Raw genomic sequence first — 17,666 nt, 5'->3', positions numbered from 1 at the left:
TGAAGCGGAGCGTGGTTGAGTGCTGACAGGTCTGGCTTCTTGTTTCTCATGGTTTCAATAGTGCCCGAGTAACGCGAAAAAACAAAATTATTCTTGATCGGGGATTCCCTATCTCCTTGAAATGCAAATATCTAGAGGTTTGATTAGATCAGGGAGACTCAAAGGGATAACTGGGAGTGAGCCCCCGGAGGCTGAGCTAAGTATTAACCTGTAGATCCTCTTAAATATAAGCCTCTGTTGTCTAAAAATGCCCAGCTTGAGGCAGCATTAATAAAGGCTTTTTACTGGATTTTACACTTCGATTGCTTCACACTTTAATTTCCTTAACCAATTCGAAATGACCATGAAATACCTTACTACGCTTCTTGTTTTTTCTCTCGGCGTTTCCAGCGCCTCCGCAGGCTTTTTTGATAGCCTCAAAGACTCGGCGACTGAACAGGCAAAATCCAGCGCCGAAAGCGCAGCGAGTGACGCGATCGGATCGGACGCCGCCAGCACGCTGTCGCAGGCTGCCTCGATGCAATCTATGGTCGCCAACGCTGTGGATACTTCCAAGCAGTTGCAATCCTTGCTGGGCAGCAACCCTGAGCTTCAGTCATTGTTGACCAATTCCATGACTTCGCTTGCGCAGAAGCAGGACTACATTGCGCTGCAAGACATTAATAAGCTCATGGACGCCAAACTGACTGACGAGCAGAAGGGCCTCGCAACTTCGCTGCGTAGCGATGTGGAAGTACTCGCGCTCAAGCGTCAACTGCCGGATTCCGGCCCCGTGACCGCCGCGACTAAGGCGATTCAAGGGGGGGATTATCAAGGTGCGGTCGCCCAGCTTAATACAGTGATGAAAAGCGGGACACTGACTGATGGGCAAAAGCAGCTCGTATCGTCGATCATCAGTGAGCACGCGCCGACCGTCGCGAAGTAGCCGGTCAGTATGCGCAATTTGCGAAATATTGGCATTGGGGTGATGATTTTGGGCAGCCTGTGGCAAACGGGTTGCCAAAGCGCTGAGAATTCCCAAGCTCAAGCTTCAGTCGCTGAGGCGCAGCTGGTTTTGCCTGATTTTAGCCCGGAACGTGCTGCCAGCGAAGCCGACGCATTCAACTCGTATAAATCCAAACCAGATTTCACCCAGCTCGACGTCGTGGCGATCGTCCCGGCTGACGAGAATTAGTCCAAAGCTATGTCATTTGTTCAGGAAAATCTCTACGGCCTGGTATTGGCCGGAGGCCGTAGCCGCCGTCTTGGACGCGATAAAGCCACGCTCGTTTACAAAGGCCAGCTTCAGCTTGATCGCAGCATCGGGATGCTCAAGCGCTACTGCGAGCAGGTGTTTATCTCCGTTCGAGACGATCAGGATTACACGGTAGGTGCCGAGCCGATCATTGACCGTATGGGTGAGATTGGCCCGTTGGGCGGCATCCTTTCTGCCTTCTTTTACCACCGGGACAAAGATTGGCTCGTGCTGGGCGTCGACATGCCCTTCATCAACGTCTTTACGATCAAGGAAATCATCGCTGCTCGCGACAAGGAGAAGTTAGCCACCTGTTTTAAGACGCCCAGCGGTGAGCCTGAGCCGCTCTGCACGATTTACGAAAACAAGTTCAAGGCCAGCTTGCTCAACGCCGCCAAATCTGGCGAGCGCTCGCCCAAGCGTATTTTGCAAGAGCAGGGGGACGCCGTCCAGATGGTCGCTCCGAAGGACCCGACTCAGCTGGATTGTATTGTGACGGCCGATGACTACCTGGCCGCGCAAACGCGTTTTCTCGGCGGGCGGTAGTAGCGCGCCTCGCGCTAGCTAATCCTCCACCTTCACGCGTTCTTCGCGTGAGTGGGAGAGCATCCAGTCGTAGAGGGCGTCGTTGCTGTAGGTGGGGTCCCAGGAGTTGTGGCCCACGCCCTCATAGACAGTAAATTCCGGTTCGCCGCCGGCTTCGGCGACTGCGTCGATTGCTTTTTGGCCTTTAGATAACTCCACTGCTTGGTCTTCGTCACCATGGAATGCCCAGATGGGCATATCCTTGAGCGCAGCGTAATTCACATCAGGGCCCCAGCCGCATACCGGCGCAATGGCGGCGAATTTCTCAGGGTTGTTCACGGCCCAATTCCAAGTGCCGTTGCCGCCCATGCTAATGCCGGTCAGGTAGACTCGGTCTGGATCGACGCGGTAAGTTTCCATGATGTCGTCGTAGAAAGCGTTGAGCATCTCCACGCTCCACCAACCGCCGTGTGGGCACTGGGGGGAGACTATGATCATGGGGAATTCCTTGCCCTTCTCGACCAGCTTGGGCGGGCCGTGGCAGGCGACTTTTTTCAGGTTGTTGCCTCGTTCGCCGGAACCATGCAGGAAGATCATGAGCGGCCACTTCTTGGCGGGTTCCTCTTCGTAGCCCTCTGGCAGATACAGTAGGTAATCGGCCTCGACTGTCTTGACGATCTCGCGCTCAAAGTGCGCACTGCGTTGTCGGTTAATTTCGGTTCCGGCACGAAGCGGCGTCCCCAGCACCAACAGTGTTAGTGCAAATAGACCCGCACAGAAGCTGCGCGTATGAATCAGTTGCAAGTCACGAGCTGTCATAGCGGTATGATGTTGTCTCTTAAAATCTGCTCCCGCAAGTGAGAAACGCTGGGGGCATTGGCTTGGGGCGAGCCGACAAATAGGCTATTCGTCGCGGATGTCCGCGGCCTTGGCGAGCGCCTCGGTGATGCCCTGGCCGATAAAGTCCATCTTGGCAAACTGGCTGATCTTTTTACGGCAGTGGCTGAGCTCGTCGTTGATGAAGATCACGCGGTAAAGCTTGGTCGCCTCCATGAGTGCGATGATTGCCACGTCGCGCGGATCGGGGATTGCACCTTCGGCGAGGATTGTCATGCGGATGCGGGTGCGCACCTCGGTTTCCTCCTTACCATCGATCATGGGGTAGGTTCGCTCGCCCTTAATCCACAGAAACTTCTTTTCGCGCTCCTCCAGGATGCCCTTGTGGACAAGGCCCGCGAAGATGCGCGGCTCGAAGTGCTCGGCTTTGGCTGCGAGTGCTTCGATGGTGGCGACGATACTGGGCTGTGCGCCGAGCCCGCTAATGATCGACAACGCTTCATCGAGCAGCGGATCGCTGGTCGGCTTGGTGTCGATGAGGATCAGATTTTCCGTGTCGGTGTCGATCTGGTTGATGAAGGCCAGTTCCATCATGAGCGCACCGGCGATCGCGTAATCAAAAGCGCGGCGGGGCACATTACGGTGCATGACGCCGGTTTCATCGTTCAAGGCAAGCAGGGTAATTTCTTCGGCAAATCGGAGCATGTCAGGCTTTATTACGTTCAGAGATAGCAGTGGCAACGAAATTGTCGGGCCGAAGGGCGTCCTCCGGTTACTATTTGGGTTTGATTGGATGTAAGCCATTGGTAATCAGCGACATGTGGAGATTTTTGGCGGTTTGCCTTTTCGTAAAACAGTACTTTTATGCCATTTTTGGTGCATTTTAGAGGCAATTTGTGGAATGTAGCGCAAACTTTTGTGCTGTGCACTGGCCTGTTGGCAAGAATACGGGTTGTCAGTTCGCCCAAATTCGTCCGTGCTAAGCGGCGATGTCGATGAGCTGGAAACAACGCCTTGTGGCCCATTTTTGGCTAAAGGCTATTGGGGAGACGATGGCGATCACGCTTTTCATGGTCGTTTATTTTTACGTGATGCGTAACCCGCTCTTCCCGGTCCGCGTCATGCCGCTGATGACGCCAGATCACTGGGCTCCGCTCTTGCCGTGGACCACCTGGGTCTACTTTTCACTTTGGATATACATATGCATTCCGACGGTCTTCATGGGCGCACGGCAAGTGCTTTGGAATTATTTTCTCGGCGCCTTGCTTATGGCGATCATTGGGCTGGGTGTTTTTGTGGGCTACCCGACGATGGCGCCGCCTTTTGACATCGATTGGGACCAATACCCCGCGTGGCTCTCCTTCATGAAAGGCGAGGAGATGGCCGGTAATGCCTGCCCCTCGATGCACGTTAGCTACACGGTGCTTGCCGCGCTGTGGACCACATGGATGCTGCGTGTGGTCAAAGGCCCAGGCTGGTTGCATGCGCTTAACATCGTCTGGGGGCTGGCTATCGTCGTGTCGACTATGACGACCAAGCAGCACGTTTTCATCGACGTCGCCCTTGGCGTTCTGCTTGGCGTGATGGTATTTGCCATAAATATGTATTGTGTGCGTCGGGCTCGGGTGGCACTCTAGCTCCGTGCTATGAAAGGGCGGCTCTTGGCAGCGTGTATTGGGCTTAAGCTGACTGGACTTTTGATCGTCTGGGGCGCGCATATGCCATTGCTCGGCTGGACGGTATTCTTTCTGTGTGGCGGCGGCCTTGCTGTGGCGCACCTGGTCATTCCGCAGTGGCAAGGCGTGTGCGATGTCGTGACAGCTTTTGACTCTGGGCAACAACCAGCCGTTTGGCTGACCATCGATGACGGGCCCGATCCGGAAGACACCCCACGCCTGCTGGAGCTGTTGGCGAAGCACCAGGCCCGCGCCACGTTTTTCCTCATTGGCGAACGCGCCGCGCACTACCCGGAGCTGGTCCAGCAGATCCGCGACGCCGGCCACGAGCTCGGCTGCCACACCTATTCGCACCCGCGCTTTTCATTCTGGAGAATGGGTCCCCGCGCCGCCGCGGCCGAGATCGACCGCGCGTTGCCCTTCCTCGAAGCAACCCGTGGCGAGGTGACCCTTTTTCGGCCGGCCGTCGGCATTAAAAACCTTTGGCTCAATGGCATCCTCAAGGCGCGCAAATTACATTGCGTGGCTTGGACAATTCGCAGTGGGGATGGCTTGGGCCGCGACCCGCAGGCCATCATCCGCCACGTCGCCAACCGGGCCCGCCCCGGCGCGATCATCCTCATGCACGAGGGGCCCGAGGTTGCGGGAAACGTCCGCCTGGCCGCCATTGCCGGCGTGCTGGAGAGCCTCAGCGCGCAGGGCTACGCCTTTATCCTGCCGACGGAGGATCAATTCCGCTTCGCGCCAGTCAAATTCACCACCACTCCAACCTCAACGAAGGAACTACTATGCAACTAGGAATGATCGGCCTCGGCCGCATGGGCGCCAACATCGTACGCCGCCTCATGAAGAACGGCCACACCTGCGTCGTCTTCGACACCAACCCGGACTCTATCGCCGCGCTTGAAAAGGAAGGCGCCGTCGGCGCAACCACCCTCCAGGAATTTGTCGACAAGCTCGAAAAGCCCCGCGCGGCCTGGGTCATGATCCCTGCCGCCATCACCGAAAAAGTCGTCTTCGAACTCGCCGAGCTCCTCGACGAGGGAGACATCGTCATCGACGGCGGCAACTCCTATTTCCGCGACGACCGCGCCCGCGCCGCCAAGCTCGCCCCCCGCGGCATCCACTACATCGACTGCGGCACCAGCGGTGGCGTTTGGGGCCTGGAGCGCGGCTACTGCCTCATGATTGGCGGGCCCAAGGACGCCGTCCAGCACCTCGACCCGATCTTTGCCACCATCGCCCCCGGCGAGGGTGACGTCGAGGCCACCCCCGGCCGCCCCGAAGGCGGCACCGCGCAAAAGGGCTACCTGCATTGCGGCCCCGCCGGCGCCGGGCACTTTGTCAAAATGGTCCACAACGGCATCGAATACGGCATCATGGCCGCCTACGCCGAGGGCCTCGACATCCTCAGCAACGCCAACTGCGACACCAAGTCCAAAGAGATCGACGCCGAGACTGCGCCCTCCATGCACGGCGACTTGGACTACGACCTCGACCTCGGCGAAATCTCCGAAGTCTGGCGCCGCGGCTCCGTCATCGCCTCCTGGTTACTCGACTTGACCGCCGCCTCCTTCGTTGGTGATCCCAAGCTGGACAAATTCTCCGGCCGCGTCTCGGACTCCGGCGAAGGTCGTTGGACGATCGAAGCCGCCATCGAGTCGGCGACCCCGGCGCCCGTCCTCACCAGTGCGTTGTATGAGCGCTTCCGCTCCCGCGAAGACGCCGCCTTCGCCGACAAGGTCTGCTCCGCCATGCGCTTCCAATTCGGCGGCCACCTGGAGAAGAAGGAGTAGGGGCAGTGGCGGACTCCCACATTTAGCACGCATTGACACCAAAGCCCCTTGGGGTGCGTCTCAAGGGGCCTTGGCGAAGCAATCGGCATTCAGGATTTTGATTTTGGGGTGATGAGGGGGACGTAGCGGAAACTGTCCTCGTAGTAAACGTAGAGGCGGTTCATTCCGTCAGGGTTGAGGGCGGCTTTGGCTTCATCGAAGCTCTGGACGGGGGCTCCGTTGATGGATTCGATGACTGTGCCGGGCTGAAGGATCTGGCTGTATTTTTCGCTGACTTCGGCAACGAGCAGACCGTCGATGTCGGCGGGGATCTTATGCTCCAAGCGGTCGCGCGGCGAAATGGGCATCACGCTGATCCCGGAAATGAGCGTATCTGGCTTGGCATGAGTTTGCGGCTGCGCTGGGGTTTGGGGCGCTGGAGCAGAGCCATTAATCAACGCTTCGCGGTCGCCTAGCGTGACATTGATTTTTATCGGCTGGCCACTGCGGAAGACCGAAAGGCCCACCTCTGTGCCAGGCGCGCGGCTGGAAATCAGGTAGATCAGCTCTTGAACGGAGTCTACGCCCTGGCCGTCGACGGCGGTCACGATGTCACCATGCATAAGGCCGGCGTCGGCGCCTGGCATGCCAGGCGTCACGCGTACGACCAATGCGCCGCGGGTGCTGCTGAGCCCAAAGGCCTGAGCGAGCTCGCGGGATAGCTGGTCGAGCTGCACGCCGATGAAGCCGCGGCGGACCTCGCCGTCGTTGACAAGGCTGTCCATGATGCGGGCCGCGAAGTTAATGGGGATGGCAAAACCGATGCCAATGCTGCCGCCTGTCGGGCTAGCGATGGCGGAGTTAATGCCCACTACGCGGCCTTGGGCATCGACTAGTGGGCCGCCGGAGTTGCCCCGGTTGATCGAGGCATCGGTTTGGATAAAGTTTTCCATTCCGGGCCCGTTGCGGGTGTTGTAGATGCCGAGGTCTGTGCGATCGAGCGCGGAGACGATGCCTTGGGTAACGGTCAGCCCGATGCCCAGTGGGTTGCCCGCAGCAAACACGATGTCGCCCACGCGGAGCTGTGCGCTGTCTCCCAGTGGCAGGAAGGGGAGTTGCTCGCTGCCGACGTCGATCTTGAGCACCGCCACGTCGGAGGAGGCGTCGGCTCCGACTACGGTGGCTTCGAATTCACGGCCATCGTCGAGCTTGACGATGACTTCGTCGGCCTGGCTGTTGCCGCCGCTCGACACCACGTGGTTGTTGGTCAGCACGTAGCCATCGGCGGTCACGACAAAGCCTGAGCCCACGCCCTGGACTGTCGGGTTTTCGTCCATGCGATAGTAGCGGCGCAGCATGCGCTCCTGGCGGCTAAGCTCGGCGTAGCTGGACGTGTGGACGCTGACTACGGCGGGCGTGACGTCTTCCAGCACGTCGGCAAAGCTGACAATGCGCGGCCCGTTGCGGTCGAGCGGCGAGGCGTCGCGCTCGACTTTAGCCGGCGGCAGGTCGTCTTTGGCGGCGAGTTGATTGGCGGCGAACCCGGCTACAATCGCCGACGCCGCAGTTATCGTGAATGCGAGGGTGAGCTGGAGGGAACGTTTCATGATGCTTTTTGGAAATTAGTCGTCTGGCTCTGGGATAATCATGGTCCCCAGCGAGTGCCGATGCTTGGGATCGCTATAATATACCCGATCGGCGCCTGGGTGCAAGTTTGGGAGCTCGCAAGTGTGAAGGGTGGTCGGCGTCCGCAAATGTATGTGCGATAAGGGACAATGATTTGCGCCCAAGGTTTCGTTGATGATGGAATCCTGCTCAAAATTCTCTCGGAATCGAGTGATTGGCGACAAAATGACCCGCCGAGCTGGGGGTTTTACCAGAAAAAGCTCGACAGGAAGCCGGTTTTACGCCTCTATAGAAGGTTTACGCGCAGTAGCGCTCAATCAACTCACAAGCTATCTAAAATATCAATGGCGCAGAAATCGTTATTGGCTTCTCGCAAGTTCATTAAGCCCTCTTTCTCATACCTTATTGAGAAAAAACGCGACGGGGGCGAGTTCACGGACGAAGAAATTCGCTTCATTGTCGACTCGATTCTCGACAAGGAAATGCCCGAATTTCAAATGGCCGCATTGGCTATGGCCATCTATTTCCAGGGCATGTCTGCTCAGGAAACGGCTGTTCTGGCAGAAGAGATGATGCTCTCCGGCGAGGTTATTGACCTTTCAAAATTAACGCGTCCCAAGATCGCCAAGTATTCCACTGGCGGCGTTGGCGACAAAACAACCCTCGTGCTCGCGCCTTTGGCCGCTGCTTGCGGGGTCATCATGCCTGCGATGAACGGGGTCGACGAAAATTTCGTCATCAGCAATCTCGATAAGCTCAGTGCGGTGCCGAAGTTCAAGCCCGATATGGACCTGAAGGACTTCATCAAGCAGCTCGACACTGTTGGCTGCGCGATCGTTTCCCAGCACCCGGAAATCGCACCGGTCGATGGCATCCTTTACAACCTGCGCCAGAGCACGGCCACCATCCCGAGCCTCCAGCTCATCACCGGCAGCGTGCTGTCGAAGAAGCTATCGGAAGGCGCGGAAGGTCTTGTGGTCGACGTCAAGTGGGGCAATGGCTCCTACATCAAGGACGTCGAGCAGGCCAAGCAACTCGCGCGCAGCATCACCCGCGTCGGTCGCAGCATGAAGCGCCGTTGCGTGGCCTTGGTCACCGACATGAACCAACCGCTCGGCGACACCGTCGGCACTGGTCTGGAACTGCTCGAAGCCGTCCAACTGCTCAAGGGCGAAGGCCCGGAAGACCTGCAAGAGCTCGTGCTCAAGCTCGGTATGGAAATCGTCCGCCTCGCCGGTGTGGCTGGCTCGACTCTGTCGGCCAAGCAGACCGTGCAAAAGCATCTTAAGGACGGCTCCGCGCTCGAAAAGTTTAAGGAAATGCTCGAAGCCCAAGGCGGTGACACCAGCTTCATCGACGATCCGGAAAAGATGCCGACCGCCAAATATGTGCGTAAGCTTCCGGCTCCGAAGCGTGGCTATGTCCACACGATCAACGCCGGTCAGATTGCCCGCGGCGTGCAGATCCTCGGCCAGAAGAAGAACGGCAAGTATGATCCAGCCGTCGGCGTATCGGAAATCAAGAAGGTGGGCACCCAGGTCAAGCAGGGTGAGCCGCTCATGATGATCCACTACAACGACGAGTCCAAGCTGGATAGCGCCCTCGAATACCTGCGCAGCGCTTACCGCCTGGCGCCGAAGCGCCCGAATCCGCCCGAGCTCATCGTCGAACGCGTCGCCTAAGCGCAGCTTAGGAATCTCGATGCTCCGCATCGCAGCGCCCAAAGTTTGGTCGCACGGTGAGGTTAGCGAAAGGAGATGTTTATAGTTTACAGCAAAAGCCCCCGGCCAGAAATGACCGGGGGCTTTTTTGCGGTTCATCGTCATTTACCGAGGAATGCATGTTTAATCATAAGGCCACTTCGATTAGCAGACTGTTTCCACGCTGCAGATGATCGTTTGTTGCTTTTCGATGTTCGCAGAGCGCGCGTGGAGGACTGTGAGGGCTCCGCGATGATGTATTTGAGTTATACCACATCTCACTAGTATCGTGAGTTATGAAGTTTCATGAAGCATTTGCTGAAGCGCGTGCCCATCCATTACCAACGAGCTTGATGACCCGCCTCTTGTCTGCCCACCAGTCTTCTAGGTGTGCTGCGACGACTTGGCCTAGGGTTTCGGTGCTTGGCCACAGTTGGTTGGCGGTGTGATCTTGGATGAGATCCCAGAGTTTCTCGATCGGATTGAGCTCTGGGCTATACGCTGGCAGCATGATCGTGTGGACTCCCTCGGGGATCTTCGGGTGGCCGTCTTCGCTCGGATGGAAGCCCTCACCGTCCCTCACAACAACGTGCTGATGCTCGGGAAACTCAGCCTTGATTTGTTCCAGGAAGGCCTGTGTCCAGTCGAGATTCACGCTCGGGGTTTGGATGAAAACAGCTTCGCCATCGACGATGTCGAGCGCCCCGTAACAGTAGCTCCACGTGTATTTGCTCTGCCATAGCTTGTGCGGACGATGCCCTTTGAGCGTCCAGACCCGACGCAGGCTTGGTAGCAGTCCATAACGACTCTCGTCGGTGACCCACACCTTGACTGGCAACGACTTACGAATCAGCAACGCCTTCAGTTTGCCATAAAACGAGCGCTTAAACTTTTCGGCTTTGATCGGGTTCCTCTTTTCGTGGGCGGGGCGCGGTTCCGAGCGAAGCGACAAAGACCGGACGCGTTGGCGGACCGGACCACCCGCAGCACCCCAGCCACTTTTTTTAACCAGCGCCAAACCGTTTTGTAGCTAAAGCGACGGCCAAAATGACTTTCAAGCTGCTGCTGAGCTTGCACAGCGGTGTTCCAGTGAGACGCTGCTAACAGTGTTGTATGTCGCAGCTTGGTGCCGCGATGATGCCCGAGCGGGTGCCTCAGTTCTTGAGCGCGCGCCCGGCGAATTGGTTTACCCAGTCAATTTCGTTGGCAAAGAGATCGCGTAGGATTGCTTCGTATCGCTCTGGTAGTGCGCGTTTGTCGTTTTTCTTGTCGGTGGGGGACACGACTTTGCCCATGCGATGCGTGAGAAATTTTTCGTGTGCCTGCACACCAATGAAGCGCATGGTGTCGAGCAGGAGTTGCTCGGGGTTGTCGCGCAAGTCATCGAAGAGCCCGACGAACAAGTTGCCGGTGGCAACTTTGCTTTTCCAGAGGGAATGTATTGCAGAAAAATTGCCGCAGCCGCGCTGGTAGTCGCTGGTGAGGAACGCCTCAACTTCCGCGGACGGAATGTCCTCAATGGTGCGGTATTTCGCGTTGTAGAGGCTCTGATTGGAGATGTCTATTTTCAAATGCGCCCACGCCCGTTTTATCGGGTTGCGGAGCATGATGATGACTTTGATTTCGGGGTTGAGTGTGAGTATTTCGTCAATCGTCTCAGGGGGCAGCATGGCGGCATAACTGGCGGTGCCTTCGCCAATGGCTTTGATGCGGAAGAGCTGCTTGTAGTAGCGGAAGTAGGCTATCTGCCGACACAGGCGCTCTTTGGGCGAGAGGCGAAAGTAGTCCAAATACCACTCCAGGCTGCGCGTTTCAAACTGCGGGTGGTCCGGTTGGGTAAGGCGATTGAAGTAGAACATTTCCTTGGGGGTGCTGAAGAGAATCTCCGGATGCACCGCGAGGTTTTCGGCAAGCCAAGTTGTGCCAGTACGCTGTGGGCCGACGATGAGGAAGTCGGGGAAAGCGTTACTCGACAGTGACTCGCCGTCGATTTCACAGTAACGCAGATCGCTCTTCTGGATTGAGATGCTGGCCATGATTTGCTTGGGTGCAGAATCCTGTACGGGCGGCTTGGTAAGGCGAGGCCTTTTTCGCTCGCGGCAGGCCGTCAACCGCTGGTCGCTGCGAGCCTCAGGCTTAGGGCGCCGGTTGCTCGTCGAGCGAGGCCTTCGCGTTTTGGAGTACGATGGTTTGCGTGGGGAAGGCGAACTCGATGCCCGCGGCGTTGAAGCGGCGAAGGATCTCGCTGTTCACCCAAGTGGCGTGCTTGAGATACTCCATATAGTCAGCGGGGTGATACCAGTAGAGCACCATGATGTTGAGCGAGTCGGCGTTCATCTTGTCGAAGAAGACGCGAGGAGCGAAGTCTGGATAGTTGATGGACGCGTTGCTCGGGGGGGCGTCTTCGTCGTTAGCCTCGGCTTTTTCGGCGGCTTCGGCGTCGGCCTCGGCGGCTTCCTGTTTGGCTTCTTCGAGCTTTTGCTCATCGGCTGCGGTGGGCTGGGTTTCGTGGTGCGCCAGGAGGTCTTCGATGATGCGCATGCCCTCGGCAATTTTTTCCGGTGTGGTGTCGTAGGTGACGCCCACGTTGAAGAGCCGCTTGATGTAGGGGCGGCGACCTACGTTTTCGATCTCGGCGCTGGAGAGCTCGTCGTTCGGGATGGAGACGAGGTGGCCGTCGAGCGTGCGAATGCGGGTGGAGCGCAAGCCGATCTCTTCGACGATCCCATCGACCCCACCGGTGATGATGCGCTCGCCGATTACGAATGGCTTATCGAGCACCAGCATGATACTGCCAAAGACATTCTTGAGCGTGCTTTGCGCGGCGAGGGCCACGGCCAGGCCGGATACCGATGCCCCGGCGAGGAGGGTGGCGCCGGAGAAGCCCAGTGCTTGCAAGCCCTGGATCAGCACGCCGATTGCGATGACAATGCTCAGGATGCGGATGCCGAGGCGGATCAGGTATTGGTCGATGCGGTGGCTGTCGGCATACATTTTTTCCGACTTCAGGGCGAGTTCGGCGATGAGGCTGCCGATGACCACGATGATGGTGATATTTGCCGCGAGTACAATGATGTCGGAGATCGTGACGATGAGCTGCCAGGCTTCGCCGGTCAGGAACACCTGCTCGTCGAGGAAGTAAATTACGGCCTTGGTCAGGCCAATGGCGAGCAGTGGACGAATCATCGAAAACGCGTTCACTGCGAGCGGCCCCATGTCCTTGGTGATGCGCTTGATGCTGATGTGTACCACGTAGAGCACGCCGAACATGACAGTGAAGGTCGCCAGGGTGAGGATCCATTGCCAGATGGTTTGCTCGTAGATATCGGTGCTCATCCAGTCGGGCAGGGCGCGGATGAAGCGCGTGGGAATCATGGGGCCCGAGGTGAGGAAGTAGAGGTCGTAAAAGCCCTTGAACTGATCGCGCAGGTAGGGGTAGTTGGCGGCCTGGTTGTAGAGGTCGAGCGCGTCGTCGAGCGTGGTGTTGACGAAGAGGTAGTGGCCCTCGAGGTCGCCGTGGTTGATTCGGGCAATTTCGATAGGCGTGTCCGGAATGCGGTAAACGCCCAGGCGACCTTCGCGCACGGCCTTGGCCATCTCGTCCTCATCGGGGATCTCGCTGAGTGGCGGCAGGCCTCGGCGGGAGAGGTACTCGCACATGTAGACGGTGGCTTCGATGGCGGCTTCGGCTTGAAAATTCTCCGGGATGTCGTCCATGTCGAAGAGGTCGGCGAGCTCGTTGGCGATGTTGTCGAGGTCGTCCTCATTATCCCAAGTAACGCCGTCTGCGTTGATGAGGGTGTAGTAACTGTCGGCCAGGTAGAAGAAGCTCTCGAGCGTTGCGCGCGGGCTGCGCGTGTCCGAGGCAAAAGTGGTCATCTGGTCGATGAGGTTGTCGGCCGCGAGTTTTTGGTCGACGTAATCGAGTGCGCCGAGGTGCGCTCGTTTGTATTGGTCGGAAGTGGACTCGTTAGAGGTCACGCTGGTGTCGTTGGGCCCTTCGCCGAGGTCGACCGCCGATTCCTGCGCATAGGTGAAAACACACACAGACAGGCACAGTAATGAAAATAGCAGCTTCATTGTAGTAAGGTATCGACCTTATCTAACGCTTCCTAACCGCTGAGCGCAATTTTTTAATAAGAAATATGGCAAGCCGTTTGGGTCGCTTCGTGCTCGCAGTCAGGGTGAGTTACGCGCTGTCTCAACGGTAGTGGCACCGCTGCCGGACGTTTATTCTGTCGGGTGTACCTGAAATGTAGCGTAAGACATCACGAAGAGCACGCCTGCGCAGATTCCTAGTCCACAAAGCCCGAGAATGTAGAACTTGAGTAGCCGCGGTTTGATCGCCTGCACTAGCAGCCCAAGGCCAACGATGATGCAGACGCCGCTCATCATCAGCGGCAGTGCGTCGGATTGGTTCTGCTCCAAGCCCATGAACGGCAAAAACACGCCACAAAGAAAGATGATGAAACCGCCTATGCCGATGGCATTGCTGGACATTTGGGGTGGGGAATCATGTGCCTGCATGGCTGATAATGGCTAGCCTATCAGCATGTAGTGTTCAATCGTAAAATATCGCAGCAAAGTTCCAGCGATGGCAACACATCCCGAGGCGTGGGCGTGGGTTGGCGGTCTTCGACGAGGCTTGCGATGAATTCCGCGGTCTCGGCGTAGGAGCCGTTTTTGATGAAGCCGGGCTGGTCCTTGCCGGGCTCGGTGTGGATGACTTTCGCGCCGTCATCCCAAGCCATGAACTCGCCGGTGCTCATCTCGCCATTACTGGTGTGGACACGGAAGCGGTCGCCGAAAAATTCGTAGGCCTCGTCGCGCATGCCAGCGGTTGGGTAAACTTCGAGGAGCCCTGCGACGCCGTTCGCGAACTGGATGTCCACGCGATACCAGATGACGCCGTTGACATCCCGCGTGGTCACTTGGTAATCGGCGATGTCTCCGGCAAACCAACGCATGGCGTCGACCACATGCAGGCCGGTCTCGGAGAAAAACTGCGGTTCGGTGCGGTCCTTGCGGAACATCGTTGCGCGGAAAAACTCCACTTTGCGCCTGGCCATCCACTCCTTGGCGGCGACGAGAGCGGGGTCGAACCGGCGGTTGACGCTCACCATCACGCGGGCGTTTTTCGCGGCAACGAGGTCGCAGATTTCCTGGGCCTCGGGCACGTCCACGCCGGGCGGTTTTTCAATGACCAGTGGAATGTCTGCCTCGATGATTTGCGTGGCGATCGCCTTGGTGAACTTAACCGGGGTAATCGCGATGACGCCGTCGAGCGCTTCGTTGGCGAGCATGTCATCGATGCTCGTATAGCTGCGCGCAAAGCCGTACTCGGCGGCCGTGTTCTGCGCGACCTCCGGGTTGATGTCGCAAAAGGCAGACAGCTCAATGACTCTGGGATGCTCGGAAACGTAGCGTTGCAGGGAGGGGAGGTGATTGGCGCGGGAGTGAGCCCCACCGCCAATAAGGCCGATTTTTTTCATGGGGGCTTATGAAAGTTCCCAATCGTGATTGGCTAGGCAAGTCTTGATTTAGCTCGCTTTCAACAACGGCTCAGCTGCGTCGTCGTCCGCGCCGGTGTCGATGAGCAGCTCCATCTGCGGGCTTTCGAGCTGGCTGCCGGGGGAGACGGTGCGGCGGTCCCACGGAATAAGGCCCGCAAACCACCAGCGCCAAAAGCTGAGGCCGTGGTCGGGATTGGCGGCGAGGAGCTCACGGAAGGTCACCTCGGCTCCGATGCGACGTCCGGTGGCTTCGTGATAGCATTCCTGGACGAATTTCGAACAGTAGAGTCGGCGTCCATCGAGGTCGAAACCGATGTCATACCAGCGGCCTAGGCGGGACTCTGCTGCGCGGTGGAGGGCGCGGCCTTGGGCTTCAGTCAGAGGCGCAGTCGGGCGGGTAATGGCGTAGCGGCGCTTGTCACTACGGGCAATGAACGATTCCAGCGAGACGCGGCGTGCGCGCGGAATGGCGCTTTCGTAGACCCACGGCGTCCCCTCTTTGTCATGGAGAATCATCCCGACGTGAGACGTCCAGCTCATGCTGGCGGCTGCGACGGCGCGAAACAGAAAGCTTGGCACGGCGATGAAGATGAGGTCGCCGTTTTGCAGCGAGCCCGGCTGTGGTAATTGTGTTAGGTCCATGCTGGTGTGGTTGCGTTTGTCGGGCCAATTTGATGGCTTAATTGTTAAGTAATTGAAGGACAAATGATTGTAAAAGTGGATAGGCGATGCTTCCAACCGTTGCCCTATCTATATTTGACGGGAAACCTCCAGTGGTGTTCAAAAAATGTCGGTTCGTGTAAGGAGGATTTCTATGGTTACCCCAGGTTTTGCCATACGGCAATCTACTGATAAAAAATTGAGGGGTTGAGAACCTTGACTCAAATACGTGTTTAAACAGTATCTTTACTCGTGAATGCTGACCTGCAACAATACTTGCCGGTGATTTTGGTCATCGGTGGGGTGATTGCTACTGGGCTTTTTGTGAAGAAGACCGGTTGGTTTGGCGTTATTTTGATCGGCGTGCTCGCTGCAATTTGGATCTTTAAGACCAACCCGCAGTGGTTCAGTAACTTCGATGGCGCGATGGAGCGCCTGGTTAAAGTGGAGCGTAAGTGACGCATTCAGTGCCTGAATCTGGCAAGTGGCCAGTTTTTCATGGATAATGCTTGTGCTCGTTTGGATACGCTATAATAAAACGCGGCATGCTCGCTACGATTCAATCTGGAGCCCTGCTGGGTATTGACGCACATTCCGTACAGGTGGAGGTCAATGCGGGTGAACACGGTGATCCCAAGGTATTTATGGTGGGGCTGCCAGACTCCGCCGTTAAGGAGTCCATTGATCGCGTGCGCTCTGCGCTGAGCAACACCGGCTTTAAAAACCCGGAAACGCGGACCACGATCAACCTGGCCCCGGGTGACATTCGCAAGGAGGGCCCAATGTATGACCTGCCCATCGCGCTGGGCATGCTCGGCGCTACGCGGCAGATCGGTGACGAGAAGCTGGCTGGCTTTCTCGACCAATACATCATTGCTGGCGAGCTGAGTTTGTCCGGAGGTCTACGCCCTATTCGAGGAGGGTTGGCGTTGGCCATGCTAGCGCGGCAGACGGGTAAGCGTGGCGTGATCCTGCCGCCGGAGTCGGCGGACGAAGCTGCGCTCGTGGAAGACGTCGAAGTCATTCCCGTGCGCTCGCTCGACGAAGCCGTCCGACTAATCGAAGGCGAGCTGAGTGTGCAGCCACTTGACTCCAAGCAGAGCCCGTTTCGCCAACCGCCGGACGCCGCGCACTGGATCGATTTTTCTGAAGTCAAAGGCCAACATACGGTGCGACGTGCGGTGGAGATCGCGGTCGCTGGTGGGCATAATCTCCTTTTGGTCGGCCCGCCTGGCAGTGGCAAGAGCATGATCGCGAAGCGCATTCCGACGATCATGCCCGAGCCCACGCTCGACGAATATTTGGAAATCCTCGCGGTGCAGTCGGCCGCGGGTGTGAGTTTTAAAGACGAGAACCGCTGCTTTGCGCGGCCTTTCCGCTCGCCGCATCACACGATCAGTGACGTGGGTTTGATTGGTGGCGGCGCGAACCCAGGCCCGGGTGAGATTTCCCTCGCGCACCACGGGGTGCTGTTCCTCGATGAGATGCCGGAGTTTAAGCGCTCTACGCTCGAGGTGCTGCGCCAGCCGCTCGAAGATGGCGACGTGACGATCTCCCGCAGCGCGGGCAAGGTAACGCTCCCAGCCGCTTTGATGCTCGTGGCGGCGATGAATCCGTGCCCGTGTGGCTACCTCGGAGACAACCGCCACGAATGCCGCTGTAACCCGACGACGATTCAGCGCTACCGCAGTCGTATTTCGGGTCCTTTGCTGGACCGTATCGACTTGCACGTCGAGGCACCGGCTTTGACTTTTGAGGAACTTCGTTCCGCCGAGAAGGGCGAGAGCTCAGCCGTGATGCGTGAGCGCGTGATGGAAGCCCGCGGCGTGCAGGGTCGACGTTTTCTGTCCGATAAAAATGGCAGTCGCTTGACGGCCTGCAATGCGCGCATGAGCCATCGGCAGATTCGCCAGCATTGCGCGATCAACCGCGAGCAAGGCGATCTGCTTCAACAAGCGATGGAAGAGCTAAAGCTCAGTGCCCGTGCCTACGACCGCATTTTAAAAGTGGCCCGCACAATCGCCGACCTCTCCGGCGCGGCATCGATCGAGACTGTGCATTTGCTGGAGGCCATCCAATACCGCAGTCTCGACCGCCGTTTGTTTTATTGACATAAATTT

Annotated in this window: 18 protein-coding genes; 9 read left to right on the top strand and 9 right to left on the bottom strand. The window is 57.7% G+C overall.

The features are described 5' to 3' along the window. Window positions 1-343: 343 nt before the first annotated feature. From RBB62_RS03490 to RBB62_RS03480, 3 genes are read left to right on the top strand one after another with little or no spacing between them, the layout of a single operon-like run. The gene (locus RBB62_RS03490) at window positions 344-925 is read left to right on the top strand and encodes a hypothetical protein (RefSeq protein ID WP_309397093.1); all 582 of its coding nucleotides are present in this window, start codon (window positions 344-346) and stop codon (window positions 923-925) included. Window positions 926-934: 9 nt separating this feature from the next. Continuing rightward, on the top strand, window positions 935-1,174 hold the full coding sequence (locus tag RBB62_RS03485; RefSeq protein ID WP_309397091.1) for a hypothetical protein: 240 nt from the start codon (window positions 935-937) through the stop codon (window positions 1,172-1,174). A gap of 9 nt (window positions 1,175-1,183) precedes the next feature. Then, window positions 1,184-1,780 (top strand): NTP transferase domain-containing protein, encoded by a 597-nt coding sequence (locus RBB62_RS03480; RefSeq protein ID WP_309397089.1) that lies wholly within the window; start codon window positions 1,184-1,186, stop codon window positions 1,778-1,780. 18 nt (window positions 1,781-1,798) lie between these two features. On the opposite strand, the gene RBB62_RS03475 is transcribed toward RBB62_RS03480, so the two are convergent. Beyond that, window positions 1,799-2,578: a carboxylesterase family protein gene (locus tag RBB62_RS03475; RefSeq protein ID WP_309397087.1), complete on the bottom strand. Its 780-nt coding sequence runs from the start codon at window positions 2,576-2,578 to the stop codon at window positions 1,799-1,801. 84 nt (window positions 2,579-2,662) lie between these two features. Then, window positions 2,663-3,301, bottom strand: a complete 639-nt coding sequence (locus RBB62_RS03470) for a GOLPH3/VPS74 family protein (protein ID WP_309397085.1) — start codon at window positions 3,299-3,301, stop codon at window positions 2,663-2,665. Between the two features lie 290 nt (window positions 3,302-3,591). On the opposite strand from RBB62_RS03470, the gene RBB62_RS03465 reads away from it, so the two are divergent. From RBB62_RS03465 to gnd, 3 genes are read left to right on the top strand one after another with little or no spacing between them, the layout of a single operon-like run. Next, window positions 3,592-4,233 carry a phosphatase PAP2 family protein gene (locus RBB62_RS03465; protein ID WP_309397083.1) on the top strand — a complete coding sequence of 214 codons (642 nt, stop codon included), beginning with the start codon at window positions 3,592-3,594 and terminating at the stop codon, window positions 4,231-4,233. Window positions 4,234-4,242: 9 nt separating this feature from the next. Next, window positions 4,243-5,070: a polysaccharide deacetylase family protein gene (locus tag RBB62_RS03460; RefSeq protein WP_309397081.1), complete on the top strand. Its 828-nt coding sequence runs from the start codon at window positions 4,243-4,245 to the stop codon at window positions 5,068-5,070. Continuing rightward, window positions 5,061-6,068 carry a phosphogluconate dehydrogenase (NAD(+)-dependent, decarboxylating) gene (gene gnd / locus RBB62_RS03455; RefSeq protein ID WP_309397079.1) on the top strand — a complete coding sequence of 336 codons (1,008 nt, stop codon included), beginning with the start codon at window positions 5,061-5,063 and terminating at the stop codon, window positions 6,066-6,068. The genes RBB62_RS03460 and gnd overlap by 10 nt, the downstream gene beginning before the upstream one ends. Before the next feature lie 89 nt (window positions 6,069-6,157). On the opposite strand, the gene RBB62_RS03450 is transcribed toward gnd, so the two are convergent. Next, complete coding sequence (locus RBB62_RS03450; protein ID WP_309397076.1) at window positions 6,158-7,654, bottom strand: trypsin-like peptidase domain-containing protein; 1,497 nt, start codon at window positions 7,652-7,654, stop codon at window positions 6,158-6,160. Window positions 7,655-8,017: 363 nt separating this feature from the next. Between RBB62_RS03450 and RBB62_RS03445 the strand changes: the two genes are divergently transcribed. Continuing rightward, the gene (locus tag RBB62_RS03445) at window positions 8,018-9,355 is read left to right on the top strand and encodes a thymidine phosphorylase (RefSeq protein ID WP_309397075.1); all 1,338 of its coding nucleotides are present in this window, start codon (window positions 8,018-8,020) and stop codon (window positions 9,353-9,355) included. Window positions 9,356-9,677: 322 nt separating this feature from the next. On the opposite strand, the gene RBB62_RS03440 is transcribed toward RBB62_RS03445, so the two are convergent. From RBB62_RS03440 to RBB62_RS03415, 6 genes are all read right to left on the bottom strand, one after another. Beyond that, complete coding sequence (locus RBB62_RS03440; RefSeq protein WP_309397073.1) at window positions 9,678-10,391, bottom strand: IS630 family transposase; 714 nt, start codon at window positions 10,389-10,391, stop codon at window positions 9,678-9,680. Window positions 10,392-10,527: 136 nt separating this feature from the next. Then, a complete protein-coding gene (locus RBB62_RS03435) occupies window positions 10,528-11,409 on the bottom strand; it encodes a sulfotransferase domain-containing protein (RefSeq protein ID WP_309397071.1) in 882 nt (293 codons plus the stop codon). A 100-nt stretch (window positions 11,410-11,509) separates the two neighbouring features. Then, complete coding sequence (locus tag RBB62_RS03430) at window positions 11,510-13,453, bottom strand: mechanosensitive ion channel family protein (protein ID WP_309397069.1); 1,944 nt, start codon at window positions 13,451-13,453, stop codon at window positions 11,510-11,512. A 150-nt stretch (window positions 13,454-13,603) separates the two neighbouring features. Then, window positions 13,604-13,873 (bottom strand): hypothetical protein, encoded by a 270-nt coding sequence (locus RBB62_RS03425; RefSeq protein WP_309397067.1) that lies wholly within the window; start codon window positions 13,871-13,873, stop codon window positions 13,604-13,606. Between the two features lie 47 nt (window positions 13,874-13,920). Then, complete coding sequence (locus tag RBB62_RS03420) at window positions 13,921-14,865, bottom strand: Gfo/Idh/MocA family protein (protein ID WP_309397065.1); 945 nt, start codon at window positions 14,863-14,865, stop codon at window positions 13,921-13,923. A gap of 48 nt (window positions 14,866-14,913) precedes the next feature. Beyond that, a complete protein-coding gene (locus RBB62_RS03415; protein WP_309397063.1) occupies window positions 14,914-15,528 on the bottom strand; it encodes a YiiX/YebB-like N1pC/P60 family cysteine hydrolase in 615 nt (204 codons plus the stop codon). Window positions 15,529-15,798: 270 nt separating this feature from the next. Here RBB62_RS03415 and RBB62_RS03410 point away from each other — a divergent pair, with 270 nt between their 5' ends. After that, window positions 15,799-16,005: a hypothetical protein gene (locus tag RBB62_RS03410; RefSeq protein ID WP_309397061.1), complete on the top strand. Its 207-nt coding sequence runs from the start codon at window positions 15,799-15,801 to the stop codon at window positions 16,003-16,005. A gap of 86 nt (window positions 16,006-16,091) precedes the next feature. Next, window positions 16,092-17,657: a YifB family Mg chelatase-like AAA ATPase gene (locus tag RBB62_RS03405; protein ID WP_309397059.1), complete on the top strand. Its 1,566-nt coding sequence runs from the start codon at window positions 16,092-16,094 to the stop codon at window positions 17,655-17,657. Window positions 17,658-17,666: the final 9 nt, after the last annotated feature.

The sequence above is a fragment of the Cerasicoccus maritimus genome, from assembly GCA_031296935.1.
Lineage (GTDB): Bacteria > Verrucomicrobiota > Verrucomicrobiia > Opitutales > Cerasicoccaceae > Cerasicoccus > Cerasicoccus maritimus.
The sequence above is the reverse complement of the archived record's forward strand: the minus strand, read 5'-3'. Positions and strand labels throughout refer to the sequence as shown.